The sequence below is a fragment of the Kribbella ginsengisoli genome (assembly GCF_039537185.1).
GTDB classification, from domain to species: Bacteria; Actinomycetota; Actinomycetes; order Propionibacteriales; family Kribbellaceae; genus Kribbella; species Kribbella koreensis.
In genome coordinates, this window is the sequence record NZ_BAABAA010000020.1 from 57138 (window position 1) to 74479 (window position 17342).

16 protein-coding genes are annotated in these 17342 nt (G+C 68.3%); 10 read left to right on the top strand and 6 right to left on the bottom strand.

Features of this window, described 5'->3' with window-relative positions:
* Positions 1-29 precede the first annotated feature (29 nt).
* Entirely contained in the window at positions 30-797 is a 768-nt protein-coding gene (locus tag ABD768_RS39745) for an SDR family NAD(P)-dependent oxidoreductase (RefSeq protein ID WP_344849606.1), read from the top strand.
* On the top strand, positions 794-3139 hold the full coding sequence (locus tag ABD768_RS39750) for a helix-turn-helix domain-containing protein (RefSeq protein ID WP_344849608.1): 2346 nt from the start codon (positions 794-796) through the stop codon (positions 3137-3139). Before ABD768_RS39745 ends, ABD768_RS39750 begins: the two co-directional genes overlap by 4 nt.
* On the opposite strand, the gene ABD768_RS39755 is transcribed toward ABD768_RS39750, so the two are convergent.
* Positions 3136-3996: an SDR family oxidoreductase gene (locus ABD768_RS39755; RefSeq protein WP_344849615.1), complete on the bottom strand. Its 861-nt coding sequence runs from the start codon at positions 3994-3996 to the stop codon at positions 3136-3138. The two genes, ABD768_RS39750 and ABD768_RS39755, sit on opposite strands and share 4 nt — an antisense overlap.
* A 121-nt stretch (positions 3997-4117) precedes the next feature.
* Here ABD768_RS39755 and ABD768_RS39760 point away from each other — a divergent pair, with 121 nt between their 5' ends.
* Positions 4118-4489, top strand: coding sequence for a winged helix-turn-helix transcriptional regulator (locus ABD768_RS39760; protein WP_343974561.1), 372 nt, complete (start codon positions 4118-4120; stop codon positions 4487-4489).
* Here ABD768_RS39760 and ABD768_RS39765 read toward each other — a convergent pair whose 3' ends face one another.
* Positions 4490-5407 (bottom strand): LysR family transcriptional regulator, encoded by a 918-nt coding sequence (locus ABD768_RS39765; protein WP_344849616.1) that lies wholly within the window; start codon positions 5405-5407, stop codon positions 4490-4492.
* 224 nt (positions 5408-5631) lie between these two features.
* On the opposite strand from ABD768_RS39765, the gene ABD768_RS39770 reads away from it, so the two are divergent.
* Positions 5632-6501, top strand: coding sequence for a LysR family transcriptional regulator (locus ABD768_RS39770; RefSeq protein WP_343974567.1), 870 nt, complete (start codon positions 5632-5634; stop codon positions 6499-6501).
* On the opposite strand, the gene ABD768_RS39775 is transcribed toward ABD768_RS39770, so the two are convergent.
* From ABD768_RS39775 to tdh, 4 genes are all read right to left on the bottom strand, one after another.
* Positions 6498-7322 carry an aldo/keto reductase gene (locus ABD768_RS39775; protein ID WP_344849618.1) on the bottom strand — a complete coding sequence of 275 codons (825 nt, stop codon included), beginning with the start codon at positions 7320-7322 and terminating at the stop codon, positions 6498-6500. The two genes, ABD768_RS39770 and ABD768_RS39775, sit on opposite strands and share 4 nt — an antisense overlap.
* A 62-nt stretch (positions 7323-7384) precedes the next feature.
* Positions 7385-8470, bottom strand: a complete 1086-nt coding sequence (locus tag ABD768_RS39780; protein WP_344849620.1) for a winged helix DNA-binding domain-containing protein — start codon at positions 8468-8470, stop codon at positions 7385-7387.
* Positions 8471-8476: 6 nt separating this feature from the next.
* Positions 8477-9658: a glycine C-acetyltransferase gene (locus ABD768_RS39785; RefSeq protein WP_343974575.1), complete on the bottom strand. Its 1182-nt coding sequence runs from the start codon at positions 9656-9658 to the stop codon at positions 8477-8479.
* Positions 9658-10701, bottom strand: a complete 1044-nt coding sequence (gene tdh, locus ABD768_RS39790) for an L-threonine 3-dehydrogenase (protein WP_344849623.1) — start codon at positions 10699-10701, stop codon at positions 9658-9660. The genes ABD768_RS39785 and tdh overlap by 1 nt, the downstream gene beginning before the upstream one ends.
* Before the next feature lie 110 nt (positions 10702-10811).
* Here tdh and ABD768_RS39795 point away from each other — a divergent pair, with 110 nt between their 5' ends.
* The 6 genes from ABD768_RS39795 to ABD768_RS39820 all read left to right on the top strand — a co-directional run bounded on the left by ABD768_RS39795 (position 10812) and on the right by ABD768_RS39820 (position 17342).
* Positions 10812-11444 carry a class E sortase gene (locus tag ABD768_RS39795; protein ID WP_343974581.1) on the top strand — a complete coding sequence of 211 codons (633 nt, stop codon included), beginning with the start codon at positions 10812-10814 and terminating at the stop codon, positions 11442-11444.
* Between the two features lie 11 nt (positions 11445-11455).
* Complete coding sequence (gene pyrE, locus ABD768_RS39800; protein ID WP_343974584.1) at positions 11456-12004, top strand: orotate phosphoribosyltransferase; 549 nt, start codon at positions 11456-11458, stop codon at positions 12002-12004.
* A 5-nt stretch (positions 12005-12009) separates the two neighbouring features.
* Positions 12010-12693, top strand: a complete 684-nt coding sequence (locus tag ABD768_RS39805; RefSeq protein WP_344849974.1) for a hypothetical protein — start codon at positions 12010-12012, stop codon at positions 12691-12693.
* Positions 12694-12758: 65 nt separating this feature from the next.
* Positions 12759-13544 carry a LemA family protein gene (locus ABD768_RS39810; protein ID WP_343974587.1) on the top strand — a complete coding sequence of 262 codons (786 nt, stop codon included), beginning with the start codon at positions 12759-12761 and terminating at the stop codon, positions 13542-13544.
* 281 nt (positions 13545-13825) lie between these two features.
* Entirely contained in the window at positions 13826-16810 is a 2985-nt protein-coding gene (locus ABD768_RS39815) for an AfsR/SARP family transcriptional regulator (protein WP_344849627.1), read from the top strand.
* Positions 16811-16937: 127 nt separating this feature from the next.
* Positions 16938-17342 carry a hypothetical protein gene (locus ABD768_RS39820; RefSeq protein WP_343974593.1) on the top strand — a complete coding sequence of 135 codons (405 nt, stop codon included), beginning with the start codon at positions 16938-16940 and terminating at the stop codon, positions 17340-17342.

Below are 17342 nucleotides of genomic sequence, written 5' to 3' on the forward strand. Positions count from 1 at the left end.
CTCAGCGTCATCGACGGGAGGACGAAGCTGTGGCTTTCGCGCTCATCACTGGACCCACCGCCGGAATCGGGCGGGCCTTCGCGGACAAGCTCGCGCTCGAGGGGTACGACCTGGTCCTGGTGGCCCGCGACGAGGCCCGGCTGAAAGAGACCGCCGCCGAGCTCACCGCGCTGCACGGCGTCGCCTGCGAGGTGATCGCGGCGGACCTGACCGAGCCGGACCAGCTCGCGGTGGTCGAGGAGCGGTTCCGGACCGGCCCGATCGAAGTACTGGTGAACAACGCCGGCTTCGGCCAGAAGAAACCCTTCTGGGCGAACCCGATCGAGGTCGAGGAGAAGCAGTTCGACCTGCTCACCCGGGTCGTACTCCGGCTGACCCACGCCGCCGTCCTGCCGATGATCGAGCGCGGCTCCGGCGCCGTCGTCAACGTGTCGTCGGTGGCGGGCTTCATGCAGCGCGGCAGCTACAGCGCCCACAAGTCCTGGGTCACCAACTTCTCCGCCGGCCTCGCGATCGAGCTGCACTCCAAGGGCGTCGCCGTGATGGCGCTGTGCCCCGGCTTCGTCCACACCGAGTTCCACGAGCGGATGAAGATGGACAAAACCATCATCCCATCGTTCCTCTGGCTCGACGCGGCCGACCTGGTAGACGCCGCCTGGACCGACCTCATGCAAGGCAAATCCATCTCAATCCCCTCCCGCCGCTACAAACTCATAGTCGCCGCCATCCGCTACATCCCCCGCACCCTGATCGCCCGAATCTCCACCATCGGCCTGGACGGCCGCCGGCGGGCATGACCGTCTCCTTCGGCCATCTGCTGAAGGGATTTCGGGCGCGGGCCGGCCTCACTCAGGAAGGGCTGGCCTACCGCGCGGACCTGAGCACCGAAGCGATCCGGGCGTTGGAAGGCAGCCGCCGTCGTCACCCGCGGTTGACGACGATCGCTCAGCTCACCTCGGCGCTTGCCCTCTCGCAGGCCGAGGCGGAGCAGTTGAGTGCAGCCGCGAGCCGGACACCCGGCAAAGTGTCCGGCGTACCGCAGCAACTACCGCCTGCGCTCGTCGACTTCACCGGGCGAACTGCTGAGCTGGGCGAGCTGTGCAGCCTGCTGGGAAAGGCCGGGGACTCGGTAGGAGTCGTGATCTCGGCTGTCGGCGGGATGGGTGGGGTCGGCAAGACAGCGCTCGCGGTCGAGGCCTGCCATTCGGTCGCGGACCACTACCCCGACGGGCAGCTCTACCTGAACCTGGGCGGTGGCAGTGCCCCAGTCGGTACCGCGGAGTCGCTGGCGACCCTCTTGCGATCTCTGGGTGTGCCGCCGAGCGGAGACCGCGACGACGTTCAGATGGCAGTCGGGCGCTACCGTACGGCCCTCGCGGGGCGACGCGTCCTGGTTCTCCTCGACGACGCGGCGAGCCTGGAGCAGGTGTTGCCGCTGATCCCGGGAACTGCGGGGTCCGCGGTGGTGATCACCAGCCGGATCCCGCTCACTGCGTTGCCCGGGGTTCGGCACCTGGGTCTGGAGGTGCTGAGCGAGGAAGAGGCGCTCCGGGTGCTGGGCGAGGTGGTGGGCCATGACAGAGTTCGCAGCGATCCGGAAGCGGCCCGCGAGGTGGTGAGGCGCTGTGGACTGCTGCCGCTGGCCGTCCGCATCGCCGGTGGCCATCCGAGCAGTCAGAACTCTGGTGGCCTGTCTGTCCTGGCCAGGCTGTTGGCCGATGACGGCGGGCGGTTCGCAGTACTGAGTGGGCCGGCTGCCGGTGTCGGTGTGAGTATCGGGCTCTCGGTCCAAGCGCTTGCCGAGAGCAACCGACCTGGCGACTCCGCCTGCGCGGAAGCGTTTGCGGTGCTTGCGCTGTTCGACGGTGACCGATTCCCGTTGCGAGCCGCGGCGAAGGTACTGGAGCTCTCGCTCGACGATGCGGAGAAACTGCTGGAGCGGTTGGTCGACGTGCAGTTGCTGGAGACACCAGCGTTGTACCAGTACCGCATGCACGACCTGGTCCGGGACGTGGGCCGTCAGCGCGCCGTCGCCACGCTGGCAGCTCAGGAGCGCAAGGCGATCTGGCGGCGTGAGCTGAGCTGCTACTCCTCGATGCTGTGGCGTTCGAGCGAGTTGCAAAGCCGGTACTCGCCGCCTGAGGCGGCTACATGGTCGACGGGCGCCCGGGACATCGCCGACGGCGACACCGCGGCCGACTGGCTGACGAGCGAGCTCGGAAACCTCGCCCGGCTGATCAGGACGGCGGTGGAGGGCGATCGCCAGGACCGGCTGACCGCCGCCCGGATGGCCTGGGGGATGCACCGGTTGGCGCTGGTACGGATGCACTACGCCGAAGCGCGTGACCTGTTGCTGGCGGTGCTCGGGGCGCTCGACGAGCCGGACAACGAGCTGGACGACCGGCTGCTGCTCGGCTTGGCCTACATGTACGCCTCGCTGGATCAGTACGCCCTGGCGGTCGGCTGCTTGGAAGCGGCCCTGCCTCTGGCGCGAGCCCGTGGCGACGATCGGCAGGTTCTCGCTTGCCTGCTCGATCTGGCCTACGCCCTGGTTCAGATCGGCAGGTCGGCCGACGCCGTCGGCGTGGGCGCCGAGATGATGGCGTTGCTGCCCGGACTGACTGATCAATCGCTGGCGCCGTCGGCCAATCTGGTGGCCGGAGTGGTGGCGGGTGCGACCGGAGACCTGGCGGGACAGCGGGCCGCGTTCGACCGGGTGCTCTCGATCCGCCGAGCCGGCGGCGCCGGAGACGGTCCGCCCATGCAGCTTGTCTACATGGGGTTCTCGTTGGTCGAGTCCGGTCAGTACGAGCGCGGTCTGGCGATGCTGACCGGCGTACTGGACCGGGCCCGCGCCGACGGGGTCGAGATGCTCGAACTCAGTGCCCTCGACCATCTCGGCCGCGCCTGGCAACAGCGTGGTGATCTGACCAGGGCTCGCGAGTACTTCGAGCTGGCCCTCCCGATCGCAATCCGCTCCCCGCGGGAGAACCGGGAAGCCGACCTGCGCCGCCGCCTCGGCACGATCGACGCGACTCTCGGTCGGCCAGACTCCGCCCGAAGGCACTGGGTGCAGGCGATCACGCTCTACGACCGGGTTGCCGATCCTGCCGCCGACGAGATCCGCGACTTGCTCTAGCTGAGCAGTTTGGTGATGGTGGTGGCGATCGGGGTGGTCGGGCGGCCGATGAGTTTGGTCAGGGTGCCGGGGGTGGCGGAGAGGGCGCCTGCGGTGGTCTGGACGTCGATGTCGGCCAGGACCTTGGCGAAGTCGGCGGGGATGCCGGCTGACTGGAGGCCGGCCAGGATCTCTTCGTTGGGGATGGACTGGTGGACGACGGGCTTGCCGGTCTGGCGGGTGAGTTCTTCGGCGAACTCGGTGAAGGTCCAGGCGGTGTCGCCGCCGAGTTCGTAGGCCTCGTTGAGGTGGCCGTCGGTGGTCAGTACTACGGCAGCCGCGGCGGCGTAGTCCTCGCGGGTGGCCGTGGCCAGGCGCGCATCCGGGCCGGCGCTGTTGACGATGACGCCGCTCTCGATGGCGGCGGGGAGGTCGCGGACTGCCATTTCGGAGTACCAGTTGTTGCGGAGGAACGTGTACGGAAGGCCGGACTCGCGGATGAGCTGTTCGGTGGCGTGGTGCTCCGCGCCGAGCAGCATCTTGTTGGCGGGGCCGCCGAAGATGCCGGTGTAGGCGAGCTGGGCGACGCCGGCTGCCTTGGCGGCATCGATGACCGCCGCGTGCTGGGGGATGCGTCGGCCGGGCTCGCTGCCGGAGATCAGCAGGACGCGGTCGCCGGCACCGAAGACGCCGGCGAAGCTCGCCGGCTCGTCGTAGTCGGCGACGGCGATCTTGACGCCCTGGGCCGCGAGGTCGGCGGCCTTCTCCTCGTTGCGGGCGACCGCGGTGATGCGGTCGGCGGGGACGCCCGCGGCCAGCAGGTCGGCGATGACGAGACGGCCGAGCTGGCCGGTGGCGCCGGTGATGACGATGCTCATATCTGGTGTCGCTTCCGCTAGAAGTTCTGTTGGCACTAACTTTATGATGGGTACTGTCTTCATTAAAGTACCCACTTCAAAGTAAGGTACTGATCTTCAGGTAAGCGAAAGAGAAACCGCCATGACCGAGACCCTCGTCCCCGACGTCAACCGGGCCGACTGCCCGTCCCGCGCGATCCTCGAACACGTCACCAGCCGCTGGGGCGTCCTCGTCCTCGCCGCGCTACTGGAGCGGTCGTACCGCTTCAGCGAGCTGCGCCGGCACGTCGGCGGGGTCAGCGAGAAGATGCTCGCCCAAACCCTCCAGTCCCTGGAACGCGACGGCTTCGTACTCCGCGACGCCAAGCCCGTCATCCCACCCCGCGTCGACTACTCACTGACCCCTCTCGGCCAGGACGTGGCCACCCAGGTCCACGCCCTCGCCCACTGGGTCGAGTCCAAAGTCCCCGAAGTACAAAAAGCCAACGCCACGTACGACGACGCCCGCGTCTAGCTAGAAGGTGACGGGGAGGGTGGTGGCGGTTTTTTGCAGGGCTGTGATGGTGGCGGTGATCAGGGGGTGGCCGGCTCGGGCTTTGCGGGTGGCGGCGAAGACTCGGCGGACTGGGGTGGGGGCTATCAGGGGGAGTAGGACGGCGTCGGCGGGGTTGTAGTCGGCGATGGCCAGGCGGGGGACCAAGGAGACGCCCGCGTTGGCGGCTACCAGGGCGGCTACTGAGCGGAAGTCGTCGGAGGTGTGGGCTACCCGGGGCTGGAAGCCGGCTTGTTCGCAGGCCAGGAGGACTACGTCTCGGATCGGGTTGCCGACCGAGGTCATCACCCAGTCATCGGTGGCGAGGGTGGTCAGGTCGACGGCGTCGGCAAGAGCGACGGGGTGGGAGCGGTGGACTACGGCGACGAAAGGCTCGGCGTACAAGGGGATCCGGGCCAGGCGTTCGTCGTCGGGGCGGGGGGAGCCGCGGTGTTCGACCGCGATGGCGAGGTCGATCTCGCCGTCCAGGAGGCGGGCGATCGCTTGGTTGCCTTCGGCGTCGCTGACCGAGAGGCGGAGGCCGGGGACGGACTCGCGCAGTACCGGCAGGGTGGGAGCGACCAAGAGGCTGATGGCGGTGGCGAAGGCTGCGATGCGGACCTCGCCGGTGGTGCCGTCGGCGTGCAGGCGCATGGCGTCTTCGGCGCGTTCGACCTCGGTGAGGATGAGGTCGGCGTGGGTGAGGAGGAGACGGCCGGCGGAGGTGATGGCCACCCGGCGGCCGCGGCGTTCGAGGAGTTCCTGGCCTACTTCGGATTCGAGGGCTGCCAGTTGCTGGGAGACGGCCGACGGGGTCAGGTGCAGGACCTCGGCGGCCGCGGTGACGGTGCCGTGGTCAGCAAGCGCTCGCAGGACTCGCAACCGGCGTACTTCGATCACGGGGGTCAGCTTCGCACAACGGTGCGGAGGGGCGAGAGCGGCGCCGGCGCCTGGGTTTGTCCGGTACTACGGGAGCGTCGGCCATCCCGGAGCGGGAGGACTTGGCGACGTTGCGGACGATGCTGATGGTGAAGGGATCCATACCTCGACGCTAGGTAAGCAATGATCATGCGTCCAATGAAAACAATAGCCAGAGTTCATACGGGAAGCGCATGATGTAGAGCATGGACCTGCGGTTGCTGGAGGCGTTCGTCGTGGTCGCCGATGAGCTGAACGTCGGGCGGGCGGCGGTGAAGCTGCATCTGACGCAGCCGTCGCTGAGCCGGCAGATCGCGGCGCTGGAGCGAGAGCTCGACGTGGAATTGTTCGCCCGAGTGAAGAAGCGGTTCGTGCTGACGGCGGCCGGCGCAACCTTCCTCAGGGGAGCGCGTGAGTTGCTCAAGCAGGCCGAGCTGACCAAGCGGGACGCGCAGCGGGTGCATCGCGGCGAGCTCGGCACGCTGAGGCTCAGGTTCGTCCAGTCAGCCACCTTCGAGGCGCTGCCGCGACTGCTCGGCGCGTTCCGCGAGGCGCAGCCGGACGTAGTACTCGATCTGGAGACGATGACCACGATCCGCCAGACCAGATCATTGAAAGAAGGCCGCATCGATGTCGGCCTCTACCGCCCGCTCCCCGGAAGCAGCGACGGCCTGAGCCGGCGGGTGATCTCCCAAGACCCGCTGGTAGCAGCGCTTCCGGCCAAACACCCACTGGCCAAGCGCAAACGCATCAGGCTCCAGGAGCTGGCCGGCGACGACTTCGTGCTCTACACCAGAGCGACCGGCCCGTCCGTCCACGACGCGATCGTCGGCCACTGCGAGCAAGCAGGTTTCACGCCCCGGATCGCGCAGGAAGCTGCCGACGTGCAGACGATCGTGTCGCTGGTCGCCGCCGGCCTCGGGGTGTCGCTGCTGATCGCGCCGACCCCACAGATCGATCCGGGCGCGGTCGTCTACCGCGAGTTGTCCGACGACCTGCCGCCCTGGGACCTCTGCGTGGCCTGGTCGCCGGACAATCCTTCGCCCGTACTACGACGCTTCCTGCAACTGATCTAGTCGACGAGATCCGGGTCGCCACCCGTACGTACGCCCGTCTCCAGATCGGCGATCGAGGCCATGTCCTCGTTGTCCAGCGCGAAGTCGAACACGTCGATGTTCTCGGCGATCCGGCTCGGCGTCTTCGACTTCGGCAGCACCACGTTGCCCAGCTGCAGGTGCCACCGGATCGCCACCTGCGAAGGTGTCTTGCCGTACTTCGCGCCGATCGCCTTCAGCGTCGGATCGTTCACCAGCCCACCCTGCGCCAGCGGGCTCCACGCCTGGGTGACGATGTCGTTCTCGGCGTTGAACGCGCGCAGCTCGTCCTGTGGCAGATGCGGGTGCAGCTCGATCTGGTTGACCGCCGGGCGCAGGTCGGTCTCCGCGAACAACCGTTGCAGGGCAGGGATATGGAAGTTGGAGACGCCGATCGCGCGCACCCGCTTGTCGGCGTACAGCTGCTCGAACGCCTTCCAGGTCTCGACGTACTTGTCCTTCTTCAGCGACTGCCAGTGGATCAGGTACAGGTCGACGTGGTCGAGGCCGAGCCGGTCCATGCTGGCGTCGAACGCCCGCAGGGTCGAGTCGTAGCCCTGGTCCTCGTTCTGCAGCTTGGTGGTGACGAAGATTTCGTCGCGCGGCAGCCCGGAGGCGACGACCGCCCGGCCGACGCCTGCTTCGTTACCGTATGCCGCGGCCGAGTCGATGTGCCGGTAGCCGGCCGCGAAGGCCGCCTCGAGGACGCCTTCGACGAAGGCGTCCTCGACCTGCCAGACCCCCAGACCCAGCTGCGGGATCTCGACGCCGTTGTCCAGGGTGATCATGGGGACTGTGCTCATCTGTCCATTCCACTGGCACAGAGCGCTCCAGCACAGTCATCCGACGTGTGACAACAACCTCATCAACCGGCCGTAACCAGCTCGTAGGTCTTCGCATCCGGTTCCAGGAACCGCAACAACGCGTCGCCTTCACGCTCCAGCTCGGTCGCGGTCTTCTTCAGCGTCCTACCGAACGGCGTCAGGGTGAGAGTGGCCACACCACGCTTCTTCTCGGCGGTCCACAGCCCCGCGACCAACCCGTCCACCAGGTACGTCGACTTGATCCGCAGGTTCTTCGTGAAGACGGCCGGACGGTGCTCATCGGCAATGATTCGTTGGCGTTTCGCGTGCGCCAGCAGCAGATTGTCGAACTCTGGCAGGAATCGAACCGGTACTTCGAAGTCCTCCGGCGGCCGAGGAGCAGCCGGTACGTCGTACAGCGCCTTGCCGTTCTCGTCCTTGAACACCTCGAGGTCCATGGAGTCGAACAGCTGCTTCCCCCGCGGCAGCCCGGACCACGTCTGGAAGTCGGCCGACGTGGCCGGACCGAACGCCTCCAGATAGCGGACGACCAGCTCCTGCGGCACGACCTTCCGGCCCAACTTCCGACCGATCCACTGCTCGGCCGGTGTGAACCGCGCGTTCGCGGTCCATCCCCAGCGAGTCTCGGACGGCGCGACGACCAGTGGCACCAGCATCCGTGCGCAGAACCCGAGCGCCCGGTCGTTCACGTCCGGGAACTTCGCCTGCAGGGCGTCCCGCACCTCGGTGAAGGTCAACGGTTCGACCGCCAGGAGCTGGCGTGCCGCGGCGGCCACCTTGTCGGGTTCGAGCCCCATGGCCCGGTCCCCGAGCAGCTTCAGCCCCGCTTCGAGCATCGGGCCAAGCGTCGTACGGAAGTGCAGGTAGTCATCAGCCGTGACCAGATGCAGCGTGCCGCGGTAGAACGTCGCCCGCACGACCTCATGCGCCTCAACGGCGGCGGTCAGATCGGTGTCGGCGAACCCGTTCAGCCGCGACCACAACCCGACGTACGGATGCTTCGGCTCCTGCCCCTGCATGCCCGCGAGCCGGTCGACCGCCTCGACCACGCCGAGGTCGCTGCGCTCCAGCAGGAGCTGTCGGGCGAGCGTCGCGCGGTTGATGGCCCGCGGGCTGAGAGTGTTCATGAAGGGTCAGGCTAGAGCAGCCCGGGCCTCGATGAAGGCGGCCACCACCCGCTCGACGTCTTCGGTCGAGTGAGCCGACGAGAGCTGGGTGCGGATCCGCGCCTTGCCCTTCGGGACGACGGGGTAGGAGAAGGCGATCACGTACACGCCGAGCTCGAGCAGCTTCTCGGCCAGCCGGCCCGCCTCAGCCGCGTCGCCGATCATCACCGGCGAGATCGGGTGGTCGCCCGGGAGGACGTCGAAGCCCGCCTCGGTCATCTTGGTCCGGAACAGCTTCGTGTTGGCGGTGAGCTGGTCGCGCAGCTCGGTCGAGCCGCCGATCAGCTGCAGCGCCTTCAGCGAGGCCGCGGTGACGGACGGCGCCAGCGAGTTGGAGAACAGGTACGGCCGGGATCGCTGACGCAGCAGCTCGACGATCTCGCGCCGCGCGGACACATAACCACCCGACGCGCCACCGAGCGCCTTACCGAGGGTGCCGGTCAGTACGTCGATCCGGTCCTGTACTCCGAACAGCGACGGCGTCCCCGCGCCGTCGGGCCCGACGAAGCCGACCGCATGCGAGTCGTCGACCATCACCAGCGCGTCGTACCGCTCGGCCAGGTCGCAGATCTCGTCGAGCGGGGCGACGTACCCGTCCATCGAGAACACGCCGTCGGTGGCGATCAGCCGGTACCGCGCGTCGGCCGCGTCCTTCAGCTGCGCTTCCAGATCAGCCATGTCGCGGTTCTTGTACCGGTACCGCTTGGCCTTCGACAGGCGGATCCCGTCGATGATGCTGGCGTGGTTGAGCTCGTCGGAGATGACCGCGTCCTCCGCGCCGAGCAGCGTCTCGAACAGCCCGCCGTTGGCGTCGAAGCAGGAGCTGTAGAGGATCGTGTCCTCCTGGCCGAGGAAGTCGCTCAAGGCAGCTTCCAGGTCCTTGTGGATCTGCTGGGTGCCACAGATGAACCGCACCGACGCCATCCCGAAACCCCACCGGTCCAGGGCGTCGCGAGCGGCCGCGATCACCTCGGGGTGGTCGGCCAGGCCGAGGTAGTTGTTGGCGCAGAAGTTCAGCACCTCGTTGCCTGAGGCAACCGAGATCGATGCGTTCTGCGGCGAGCTGATCACCCGCTCGGACTTGTACAGCCCGGCGTCGCGGATCTCGCCGATCGTCGTGGTCAGGTCGTCGCGCATCCGGCCGAACATCAGTGCTTCTCCTCCAGGTTGGTCCAGTCCAGGATCACTTTGCCGCAGTCGCCCCCGCGGGCCACGTCGAAGGCCTGCTCGAAGTCGGTGCAGTCGAACCGGTGGGTGATCACCGGGCCGAGGTCGAGCCCGCGCTCCAGCATCACCGACATCGAGTACCAGGTCTCGAACATCTCCCGGCCGTAGATGCCCTTGATGGTCAGCATGTTGAGCACCACCGTGCCCCAGTCGATCGCGATCTCGTCGGCGGGCAGCCCGAGCATCGCGATCTTGCCGCCGTGGTTCATGTTCGCCAGCATGTCGCGCAGCGCGGCCGGCTGGCCGGACATCTCCATCCCGACGTCGAAGCCCTCGCGCATACCGAGCTCGCGCTGCGCGTCGGCGATGCTCCGCTCCCGGACGTTCACCGCCTGGGTGACGCCGATCTTGCGGGCCAGGTCGAGGCGGTAGTCGGACAGGTCGGTGATCACCACGTTGCGGGCGCCGGCGTGCAGCGCGACGGCGGCGGCCATGATGCCGATCGGTCCCGCGCCGGTGATCAGTACGTCCTCGCCGACGACCGGGAACGACAGCGCCGTGTGCACCGCGTTGCCGAACGGGTCGAAGATCGCGGCGACGTCGAGGTCGACCGGGTCGCGGTGCACCCACACGTTGGTGGCCGGCAGCTTCACGTACTCGGCGAAAGCGCCGGCAACGTGTACGCCGAGGCCGCGCGTCTTGATGCACAGGTGGCGACGGCCGGCCCGGCAGTTGCGGCACCGGCCGCAGACGAGGTGACCCTCGCCGCTGACCAGGTCACCGACGGCGACGTCGCGGACGCCCGCGCCGATCTCCACCACTTCGCCGCAGAACTCGTGGCCGGTCACCATCGGTACCGGCACGTTCTTCTGCACCCAGGGGTCCCAGCTCTGGATGTGCAGATCGGTCCCGCACAGACCCGTCCGCTTGACCTTGATCAGTACCTCGTCCGCCTCGATCTGCGGCTCGGGGACGTCCTGCAGCCAGAGCCCCGGCTTGCTCTCGGCCTTGACCAGCGCCTTCACCTGCGTACCTCCAGAAAGTGGTTGCTCAGCACATCGTCGTCCCGCGCAACCACCCACGTCCATCGACACGACGTGCACAGCCTTTACAGCTCATCTGCATACTTAGGGTCATGGGTCGGGGCGTTGTACGTGGTCTGGGAGTCGTCCTGCTGGTGGCCGGGCTGGGGTTGCTCGGGTGGGTGGGGTGGCAGTACTTCGGGACCGGGATCACCTCGAACCACGCGATGGACGACCTCAAGCGCGACCTGCACGACGACTGGCAGCCGTCCGCGCAGAAACCACCGGCCGCACAAGCCGAGGCCGGTACGCCGATCGTGCTGCTGCGGATCCCCAAGCTCGGCAAGGACTGGGAGAAGCCTGTCGTGGAAGGAGTCGCGAAGAGCGACCTGACCAAGGGGATCGGGCACTATCCGCAGACGCAGATGCCGGGGGAGCCGGGCAATTTCGCCGTCGCCGGGCACCGGGTCACCCACGGTTCGCCGTTCCGCAAGCTGCTGGAGCTGAAGAAGGGCGACCAGGTGATCGTGGAGACCGCCGACACCGTCTACACCTACGAACTGGACGGTTCGCCCCGCGACCTGACCGTCGAACCGACTGACAACTGGGTGCTCGAACCGGTCCCCGGCAAGCCCCGTGAGACGCCGACCAGCTCGATCATCACCCTGACCACCTGCCAGGACCTCTTCCACTCCCCGGACCGCAGCGTTGCCTTCGGCCACTTGGTCAAGGCGGACAAGAAGTAAGCTGCGGCCTCATGACTTCTGATCGCGCTGCGCTGCTGGACCAGGTCAAGACCAAGGCGATCGTGCACGGGAAGGTCACGCTGGCCTCGGGCAAGGAGGCCGACTACTACGTCGACCTGCGCCGGATCACGCTGGACGCCGAGGCGGCGCCGCTGATCGGGCCGGCCCTGCTCGAGCTGACCGCGGACCTCGAGTACGACGCCGTCGGCGGTCTCACGCTGGGTGCGGACCCGGTGGCGATGTCGATGCTGCACGCGGCCGCCCAGCAGGGCCGCAAGCTGGACGCGTTCGTCGTCCGGAAGGCCGAGAAGACCCACGGGCTGCAGCGCCGGATCGAGGGCCCGGACGTGAAGGGCCGCCGGGTGCTCGCCGTCGAGGACACCTCCACCACCGGCGGCTCGGTCCTCACCGCCGTCGAGGCACTGCGTGAGGCCGGCGCCGAGGTGGTCGCCGTCGCGGTGATCGTCGACCGCGCGACCGGTGCTCAGGAGAAGGTCGAGTCCGAAGGGCTGGAGTACCGCACGGTCTTCGGCCTCGAGGAGCTGGGTCTCGACTCTTGACGATCGTGGTGGTGATCGCCGTCGGTCTGCTGATCGGCGGCGGGGTCGCCTACGTCAACTACCTGAACGCGAAGAAACGCCGCGAGGCGTTCGCTGCCTTCGCCGCTCGACAAGGCTTCAGCTACCAGCCGGAGAACCACGCCCTGGCAGGGCAATGGGCCGGTACGCCGTTCCAGGCCGGCGACCACCGGCGGGTCCGCAACGTCCTCACCGGCGCCCATCAGGGCCGCCAGGTCGTTGCCTTCGACTACAGCTACCAGACCCACACGACGCACAAGGGCCGGCGTACGACGACCACCCACAAGTTCGGTGTCGTGGTGATGCAACTGCCAGCCGCGCTGCCACGGCTGGAGGTCACCCAGGAGGGTCTGTTCGGTGGAGCCGTCGCCAACGCGCTGGGTTTCGGCGATCTGCATTTCGAGAGCGAGCAGTTCAATCGTTCCTTTCACGTGCTGGCCGAGGACGAACGCTTCGGGCACGCCGTGATCCACCCGCAGATGATGGAGATGCTGCTCGCCCGCGGCGAGATCGGCTGGCGGATCGAGGGCAACTCACTGATCGGCTGGGACGCCGGCCCGCACTCTCCCGGCGAGGTGATGAACCGGCTGGCGCTGCTCGATCTGGTCACCGACAACATCCCGCCGTACGTCTGGCGCGACTACGCGGGCATCGATCCTCGCGTCAACTGACTCCACCGGCCCCCGATCCGGTTAGAGTCGGCAACGAGTCGCAGCCAACACTCGGGAGCAGGGAAATGACCCTCGTCATCGTCATCATCGTCGCGGTCGTCGTGATTGCGGCCATCGCGCTGATGGTCTCGTACAACCGGTTCGTCAAGCAGCGGAACCTGATCCAGGAGTCCTGGCGGCAGATCGACGTCGAGCTGCACCGCCGCTACGACCTGATCCCGAACCTGGTCGAGACCGTCCGGGCGTTCGCCGCGCACGAGCGGCACGTGTTCGAGGAGGTCGCCCGGCTGCGCACCCAGGCGGTGAACGTGCAGGGCGCCTCGCCGGAGCAGCGGGCGGCGGCGGAGGGTGAGCTGTCCGGCGCGCTGCGCCAGATGATGATCTCGGTCGAGGCGTACCCGCAGATCCAGTCCAACCAGAACTTCCTCAACCTGCAGCGCGAGCTGACCGACACCGAGGACCGGATCGCGGCCGGCCGGCGGTTCTACAACGCCAACGTCGGCGACTACAACACCCGGGTCGAGTCGTTCCCGTCGAACGTGATCGCGGGCCGGTTCAAGTTCGAGAAGGCCGGCTACTTCGAGGTCAAGGACGAGCAGGTCCGCGCGGTCCCGCAGGTCTCGTTCGGCACCATCGGCTCGGTCGAGGGCGAGCAGGCGCCGCCGCAGATGCAGCCGGGCGCGCAGTCGTCGGGCCAGATCCAGCCGCAGATGCCGGGCCAGCCCCAGTACCAGCAGCCGCAGTTCCCGCCGGCTGGCCAGCCCCCCGTCGGCCAGCCCCCGGTCGGCGGGCCGCCTGCGGGATCCCCCGGTCCGCAGGACGGCCAGCCGCCCTTCACCGGTGGTCAGTAACCGGCCACCAGCGGTCAGATAGGGCGCTGAGCCTCCCTCCGGCCAGTGCCCCCACTAGGCCTGTACTCAGCGTCCTAACGTCAGTTCCGAATTCAGGCCCGGGGACGGCGACGGTCAGTTCGTCGCCCCCGGGCCTGCCCTCCCCCCGGTACCGCAGACCACGATGCCCGGCCCGGATACATCGCGCGTACATCGCGACGTACATCGCACCCGCCGAACCTTCCCGGCGGGGCGGACGGGATGACACCATGGGGCGGGCCAACAGTTGAGAGGGCGAGCAAGTGGACAGTCTGAGGTACGAGATCCTCGGACCTCTGCGCCTCGCTCACGTCCAGGGCCAGCCGCTACGCGCCAGTAAGCCGCGCCAGCTGCTCGCGACGCTCCTGCTGCACCCCAACCGGTTCGTCTCCACCGATCTGATCGCCGACGCGCTCTGGGAGGGCAACCCGCCCCGCTCGGCGACGGCGAACATCCGTACTTACGTCCGGGCCCTGCGCGGAGTGCTGGAGGACGCCGGACTGGTCGCCCCGATCGATACCTCAGCTGCCGGCTACAGCATCGCGGTGGGCGTCGATGAGCTCGATGCGAGCCTGTTCGAGTCCCTGCTCGCAGAGGGTGGTCACCTGCGTGATGCGGGTGACAAGCGCGAGGCCATGCTCGTCCTGTCGCGTGCGTACTCGCTCTGGCGCGGGCACCCGCTCGAAGACCTGACCATCCCGTCCGCGTGGGAGGGCTCGATCGCCCGCCTCGACGCGCAGTACCGGGGACTGGTCGACACCCTGCTCGACCTGCGCCTCGAGTACGGCGATGCCAGCGGAGCCGCCGTCCTGCTCAGCGGCCGCCTCACCGAAGACCCGTACGACGAGCAGCTCTGGCGGCGACTGGTTGACGCCCTACTGGCCGCCGGGCGGACCGGTGAGGCCAGGGCGGCCTACTCGAAAGCCGTGCAGACCCTGGCCGACGAGCTGGACGTCAAGCCCGGCCCGGAGCTCCAGGCGGCCGGCGCCCGCGCAGAGAACGGCCGCTCCGCCAACTGGCCCGACCCCGGCATCCCAGCAGCAACCCGTACGACCCAACCCGCTGCCCCGGAGCCCGCCACCGGCCCCATGGCGTCGCCAGTGCTCACCGAGCCGCACCGGCCGCCCAGCCAGCTCCCCATTGACCTGGCCGACTTCAGTGGACGGCAGCAGCACCTGGAGCAACTGCGCGACCTGGTGTGCGGCCGCGACCCGGTCCGCCCGCCGATCGCGGTGATCTCGGGTGCTCCGGGCACTGGCAAGACCTCACTGGCTGTCCGGCTAGGCCATCTGGTCCGAGAATCCTTCCCGGACGGGCAGATCTACCTGGACATGCGGGGCGCCACCGAGCCGCGTGATCCAGCGGCCGCGCTGACCGACCTGCTGCTGAGTCTCAACATGCCGGACTCCGCAGTACCGGCTGATCCTGAGCGGCGGTCGGCCACGTTGCGGTCGGAGCTCGCCAGCCGCCGGGTGCTCATCGTCCTCGACGACGTCGCCGCGGCGAGCCAGATTGCGCCGCTGATGCCCGGCACCGGAGCGTCGGCGGTCGTCATCACCAGCCGGAACCGGTTGATGGACCTGGCCGGCGCGGACAGTACGCCGCTGGACACCTTCGACGACGGCGAAGCGGCCGAGCTGCTCCGGCGGGTCGCAGGAGTGGGGCGAGTCGACACGAACTCCGCGGCGGTCAACGAGATCCTCGAGGCTTGCGGCAACCTGCCGCTTGCGATCCGGATCGTCGCCAGCCGCCTCGCCCAGCGCCCGGACCTCAGCCCTGCCGAGCTGGCCCGGCGACTCCGCGACGAGACGCACCGGCTGGATGAGCTGAGCATCGGCGAGCTCGCCGTCCGTACCAGCGCCGACCTGAGCTACGACGCGCTCAGCGCCGAGGAGGCTCGGCTCTACCGGCTGATCGGCCACTTCGCGGTCGGTGAGTTCTCCGCCCGCATCCTGGAGACCATCGCCACGCCTGCGTCGGTGCGGCGCAGCATGGACCGGCTGATCGAGGTCAACCTGGTCCAGATCAGCACAGTCGACGCAAACGGTACTGCGCGCTACCGCGTGCACGACCTGCTCCGCTTGCACGCCATCGGGGTCGGCGACGACGAGCAGAAGGCTCAGGCCATCAAGGACCTGCGCACTGTCTTCGAATCCCTGCTGCACAAGGTCCGCCGAGCCAGTGCGGCACTACCGTTCGGGTACTTCGGCACGCTCGAGCACACCGGTCCACTGCTCGCCCCCGACCCGCAGCCGTTCACCCCGTCCGACGCGATCGCCTGGTTCGACGCAGAGCGGTCCACCTTCGCCCCGGCCATCCGGGCGGCGGCGCAGAACGGGCTGCACGACTATGCCTGGCGGATCGCGGCCGCCTGGGGTCCGTACCTCGACATGCGCGCGTACTACGACGACTGGAACGAGTCGCACCAGCCCGGCCTGACCAGCGCGATCGCGTGCGGGGACCAGCGCGGCGAGGCGATCATCCGTCGCAACCTCGGCCAGCTCGCGATCTACCGGGACGATTGGGACGTCGCCTGGGAGCACCTCACCGAGGGCGCTGCGATCTTCGAGGAGATCGGTGACCGTCAGGGGGCCGGCATCGTCGCGGTCGGCCTCGGGACCTGGCTGCGCGAACGTGGGCGGCCGGACGAGAGCCTCGCGCAGTACGAGCGGGCCGTGGAGGCGCTGGTCGAGGTCGGCGACAAGAACGGCGAGGCGGTCGCTCGCAGCGCGGCCGCGTCGATCTGGCTGAGCCGCAACGACACGGTCGTCGCCGGCCGGTACCTGGCTGAAGCATTCCTGCTCGGAGTACGGCTCGGGGACTCACACCGCGAGGCGAAGGTCCGGCGCCGGATCGCGTCGCTGCGGATGCAGCAGGGCCGCAACGACCAGGCGGTGCGCCAGTTGCAGGCGTCCCTGGCGATCTTCAACAGCCTGGGTGACGACCACTGCGCGGCGTACGGGCGAGCGGAGCTGGGGCAGGCGTTCGTCGGTGTCGGCGACGAGGCGGCGGCCCGGCGGATGCTGCTGGACGCGATCGCGATCGGTCACCGGCTCGGCGATCGCAGTGTCGAGGGACAGGCGGCGTACGACCTGGGCCGGCTGTACGCGAGTGCCGACAATGTCGACTTCGCCCGCCGGTACCTCGACCGCGCGGCTCGTGTCTGGCAGCTCGTTGCCAACGACACCAAGGCCGGCCAGGCGCGCGCCGCGCTGGCGGAGCTGACCACGGATCTCGCGGCCGGCTGATTTCGCCTTCTACGCAACGGCTTCGTCGCCCTGTGTAGTTACATTGCGCAATGTACGGCGGCTGTATGCGCCCAGGACAGGCTTCTACTCACCACGGCACAGGCCGGAGGATGGGGGAGCACGGCCCATGGGGGAGATTGTTGTGGAAGGCCGAGCTGTGCAGTGGGCGGCAAACCCACGGGACACAGAGGCCGCGCTGAGCTGGCAGCTGGAACGGGTGGGGTCAGGGGCCTGGCAGGACTGGTCGCTGAAGTTCCAGCGGATGGCGTTCGGCTATGCCCAGGACAGCGGTTGGCACGATCCGGAAGACGCGTTGCGATGGCTCGACCACCACGCCCTGCTGCACGAAGGGGCTGCGCCACGGGGGGCGCTGGTCTGGTACCAGGCGGCCGACCGGATCCGGGTGGCATGTTCACTCGGTTCCGGTCAGGTGGTCGGGCCATTGCCTTGCGGTCAGGTCGACACCACAGACCTGACGGGGCTCAGCTCCGACTACGTCTGGTCAGACCCGCACTTTCCGTTCGGGCACTGA